Raw genomic sequence first — 4,207 nt, forward strand, 5'->3', positions numbered from 1 at the left:
TGCAGCAGGTCGTTACGTGCCGGCGCCAGACCGTCGTCCGTGCGGCGGTTCCAGTACCCCTCAACAGCGCCGAGCAGAAGCTCGCGCAGGTGTATAAGCTGCGAAACCACAACACCCTAAAGCGAGCATTAGAGCTTGTGGAGGCATTGGATGGCAGTGTGAGAGCGGCAAGGGAGAGAACTATGAAGGCGATTCGAATCTACCGGTACGGCGGGCCGGAAGTGCTCCAGCGAGAGGAGGTTCCGAAGCCAAGTCCGCTGGCAGGAGAGGTCCTGGTGAAGGTTGCCTTCGCCGGAATTAACTTCATGGACGTGCATACTCGTCAGGGTAAGTATGAGGCCTCACAAACGTACCCGGTTCGCCTGCCCCTTACGCTTGGAATGGAGGGATCGGGCATTGTCGAAGCCGTAGGGCCAGGAGTTAGGCGTGTGGGAGTCGGCGACCGGGTTGCATGGTGTATCTCTTGGGGAAGCTATGCGGACTTCGCCGTTGTACCGGAAGATCGTCTAGCAGTTTTGCCATCCGGCGTGAGTTTGGATTTGGCCGCAGCTGCAATCTTTCAAGGCTCCACTGCGCACTACCTCACTCACGATGTGGCTCAACTGGCCGCTGGTAGCACGTGCTTGGTTCATGCCGCCTCTGGTGGCATCGGACAACTGTTGGTTCAATATGCAAAGCGGCTGGGCGCAACGGTCTTCGCAACAACCAGCACGGAGGAGAAAGCAGAGATTCCGAGACGCTTCGGAGCTGATCATGTAATGCGCTATGACGACGGACGCTTTGCGGATGTCATCCGCGAACGTACCGGAGGAAACGGAGTTGATGTGGTGTTTGATGCCGTAGGCAGCCCTACCTTGCGAGACAGTTTTCGCGCGGCTCGCACTCGAGGCTTGGTTATCAACTACGGATCTGTAGCAGGTTCACTCAAGGACCTGGATCCGATCGAACTTGGCGAGGCTGGATCGCTCTTTCTGACGAGGCCTCGGCTTGCTGACCACCTTGCGGATGCGGAAACGGTTCAGCGACGTGCCGATGACGTGTTCGGTGGGTTGCTGGACGGATCAGTCTCCATAGAAATCAACGGCCGCTACTCTTTCGCTGAAGTCGAACAGGCCCACGCAGCATTGGAAAGTCGCCATCAGATCGGAAAAGCAGTCCTCCAGCTGCATACCTAGAATGCACCAAATCCTACCGTTCCTTGGGGGTCAGATCTTTGATGTTTGTCTTGAGTTTCCAGGCAGCGTTTTTGATCCGGGCGTCCTGGATGTAGCCGTTGACACTGCGGTCGATGGTGGCCAGGAACTGGCGTAGTGGTGCTGGGGCTTTGTCGGCGGCAAGGAACGGTTGCAGGAGCCCGTTGTGGACCTTGGTGTAGAACACGGCGCTTGCGTTTGGCCGGCCTCGGTATTGGTGTAGGTGTTGCTGTGGGGGCGGCGTTCCATGAGTCCGTTGCGGCGCATGCGCGCGAGGTCATAGCTCATTTGGTGGGTTCTGTAGCCGGTGCCGAGCAGATTCTTCACCCGGGCACGCATGCTCCGGTGGGTGGATCCGACGGCAGTTAGGCTGAGACATAAGGCGCTGAGCAGTGCCCATGACCCGGGGGTCGCCGAACCGCAAGGCCCGGCCCTCCTTCATCCTCGGTGAGGGTGGGCTGTGCGACCCGCTCAAAGGCTCGGACCGCAATGACACAGCCCTGCCAGACACGTTCAGTATCGGGCGGCTGGGCATTGATGTCACGGGTTTTTGTCTGCAGCTCATTTAGTTCTGCGCCCCTGCCAATCTCTGGCAACGCGGATCCAACGAGAGTACAAACGGGCTGCTGCGACAGTACTTCCCGAAAGGCAGCGACCTGAGAATGCCTACGGGCCCGCGGATCTGGAGCACGTCGACCAGGAACTCAACGCCCGACCACGCAAAAACACTTGAGTGGGACACCGCAGCCGAGCGGGCAGTGTTTCAGCTCGTCAAACATGCCTGAATGTCGGCCTCAAACACCCAGTGATACCTTCGGGTGCCCAGGGCATGTATTTCGACGATCGCATCCTGGGCCCGACGATTTGGACGGAAGTCCGCTTCGAAGATCGGTCCAACACCAATGCCAGAGATACCTAAACCACCCGATTCCTCCCAGTGAGAATGCCGCGCCGCCGGAGCTTGCTGCTGCCAGGTTTGGGGATCCATGCGGCCCCTTACCGGCAACGGGACAAAAGCCCGGGACGTAGACAGCTCCCTGACCTCGTCCAGAAACTGCTCGGTTTCGGCACCGCCACCCCGAGATGCACAGCACTCTGGCCGCCCACACCGCGCTCGGCCGCCTCGGCCAGTCCGACGAGATCGCCGACGCTATCGCCCGCCTCGCGCCGAGCGAACTTCGCTAAGAGACGGCCGAACGCAGCGAAGTCTCCGTGGCAGCCTGCTCTAGAACCCTGCGGCTAGACACGTGCAGAATGACGAAGCCGTAGGAGGCTGTCTCTCCCACCCCGGTGCTTCATAGTCGCAGGCGCTATTAGACGGTCATCGGGCAGCGGCGGTTATTCTCCAAGGCGCTTCTTGGATGCCCGTTCACTTGACCAGCTATCGTAGAACTGCTGGAGGGCCACGATGTCTTGGTCCGCGAGGCCGGACAGCATCGCCATCTGGTAAATTTCCCTTCCCGTGGCAGCCACAGGTGAGGGCACACGCAGGGACCGCGCGAGCTCCATTCCGAGCGCCAGATCCTTCTCCCCGAGGGAGATTGTGAAGCCCGGAGTGAAATCACCGGCAAGCGCCTTCGGCCAACGCTTGGTGAAGTGCTGAGAGGTGCCGCCGCTTACGGAGAGCACGTCGAAGAGGCGCTGGGGGTCGACGCCGGCTGCGCATCCGAGCGAAAACGCTTCGGATGCGGCGAGCACATTCGCCATGGACATCATGTTGTTGACGATCTTTACGACCTTGCCGGTACCGAGGTCCCCTGTGCGGCGGATCGTCCCAAGCTGTTCGAGCGCTGCCGAGACCGCATCGATGGTCGCGTCGTCCCCGCCAACCAGGAGCGAGAGCCTTCCTGTCTCCGCCTCGCCGGGGCCACCGCTGACTGGGCAGTCCACACTGCGGACACCTCGACCGGTCGCCGCGGACGCGATATCGCGCATGGTGGTGGGCATGATCGTGCTGAGTTCGACAACGATCGCGTCCTCTCGTGCCGCAGCGACGAGTCCGCCAGGGCCGAGCCACACGTCGCGCACGATCGAGTCGTTCGGCAGACTCGTGAAGACGATGTCGGCGTCTGACACCGCTTTGTCGAGGGTGGACGCGGTCGTGACTCCGGCGCGTTCCCGCGCTCCTTCTGCGGCATCGAAGCCGACCACCTCGAACTTCTCGTCCAGTCGTCGGGCGACGGCACCGCCCATGTGTCCGAGTCCTACTACGGCGATAACGTTCATGATCTCTGTCTCCTCAGGCAATGCGGACGACGCGGCCCTCGAGTCCGGGGACTGCTGGGTGGCGTTCAAATACGCGCGGGTCATGTCCTGGTATCACTCGCCCGGCGGGAACCAGGGAGTTCATCAGGTCGAAGCTGTCGTACATCTGGACCAGGTCGGTGAAGATCGAGAACGGGTGTGACTGCTCAACCTCCTCGTAGAAGTGGGCTGCGTCGCCGGCGAGAAGCAGGTCCCCCGATGCCGTGCGCACCCTCACCGCTTGCGATCCCGGTGTGTGGCCGGGCACGCTGTGCACCCACACGCCGTCGGTCACCTGCGCATCTCCACGGACGAACCTCACCTTGCCCTCGTAGACGCGATCAAGGACGGTGTGCAGGTCCGGCAGGGAGCCGAGCCGGGCGATCTCTGATCGGGTGGCCGCTTTGCCCGTCCAGAACGCGATCTCTTCCTCCTGCAGCACAATGTCCGCGGCGGGGAAGCCTCGGAGGCCGCCGACGTGGTCGAAATGCAGGTGGGTGAGAACGATGAGCGGCACGGTCGCGGGATCTATGTCGAGCCAGCGCGCCGCATCCCACGGTTCAGCGAAGTGCGGGCGATCCCACTCCGCTGCCTTCTCGGAGGTGAAGCCGCAGTCGACGAGAATGTCGCCTTCTGCCGACCTCAGCACGAAGAAGTAGTAGTTCAGTGGCGCGGGCTCGTCGGCCGGCGTCCCGGCGGTGCCAAGAAAGTAGTGTCCTCGAGTACCGCTCGGGTTGTCGGCGAACCGGATGGCGTAGACCTCGTGCACC

5 protein-coding genes and 1 pseudogene are annotated in these 4,207 nt (G+C 61.7%); 2 read left to right on the top strand and 4 right to left on the bottom strand.

Going from position 1 to position 4,207, the window contains the following annotated elements:
* Window positions 1-182: 182 nt before the first annotated feature.
* Window positions 183-1,175, top strand: coding sequence for a quinone oxidoreductase family protein (locus tag B5520_RS22210; RefSeq protein WP_079599235.1), 993 nt, complete (start codon window positions 183-185; stop codon window positions 1,173-1,175).
* Between the two features lie 13 nt (window positions 1,176-1,188).
* Here B5520_RS22210 and B5520_RS22215 read toward each other — a convergent pair whose 3' ends face one another.
* Entirely contained in the window at window positions 1,189-1,380 is a 192-nt protein-coding gene (locus B5520_RS22215; protein ID WP_079599232.1) for a hypothetical protein, read from the bottom strand.
* Window positions 1,381-1,762: 382 nt separating this feature from the next.
* Here B5520_RS22215 and B5520_RS22220 point away from each other — a divergent pair.
* Window positions 1,763-1,978 (top strand): annotated as a pseudogene (locus B5520_RS22220) (transposase); the annotation flags it as partial.
* On the opposite strand, the gene B5520_RS22225 reads toward B5520_RS22220, so the two are convergent.
* The 3 genes from B5520_RS22225 to B5520_RS22235 form a co-directional block, all read right to left on the bottom strand.
* Complete coding sequence (locus B5520_RS22225) at window positions 1,957-2,181, bottom strand: hypothetical protein (RefSeq protein ID WP_176156968.1); 225 nt, start codon at window positions 2,179-2,181, stop codon at window positions 1,957-1,959. The pseudogene B5520_RS22220 and the gene B5520_RS22225 sit on opposite strands and share 22 nt — an antisense overlap.
* 350 nt (window positions 2,182-2,531) lie before the next feature.
* Window positions 2,532-3,503: an NAD(P)-dependent oxidoreductase gene (locus tag B5520_RS22230; RefSeq protein ID WP_217700367.1), complete on the bottom strand. Its 972-nt coding sequence runs from the start codon at window positions 3,501-3,503 to the stop codon at window positions 2,532-2,534.
* The coding region (locus tag B5520_RS22235; protein ID WP_176156969.1) for an N-acyl homoserine lactonase family protein at window positions 3,433-4,207 on the bottom strand (775 nt) is incomplete at its 5' end. The genes B5520_RS22230 and B5520_RS22235, both read right to left, overlap by 71 nt.

It is taken from the genome of Arthrobacter sp. P2b (genome assembly GCF_900168295.1).
In the GTDB taxonomy this organism is placed as follows: domain Bacteria; phylum Actinomycetota; class Actinomycetes; order Actinomycetales; family Micrococcaceae; genus Arthrobacter.

Coding starts and splice junctions, on each gene's coding strand:
- B5520_RS22210 (WP_079599235.1), top strand. CDS start 183: ATGAAGGCGATTCGAATCTACCGGTACGGCGGGCCGGAAGTGCTCCAG.
- B5520_RS22225 (WP_176156968.1), bottom strand. CDS start 2,181: ATGGATCCCCAAACCTGGCAGCAGCAAGCTCCGGCGGCGCGGCATTCT.
- B5520_RS22230 (WP_217700367.1), bottom strand. CDS start 3,503: ATGACCCGCGCGTATTTGAACGCCACCCAGCAGTCCCCGGACTCGAGG.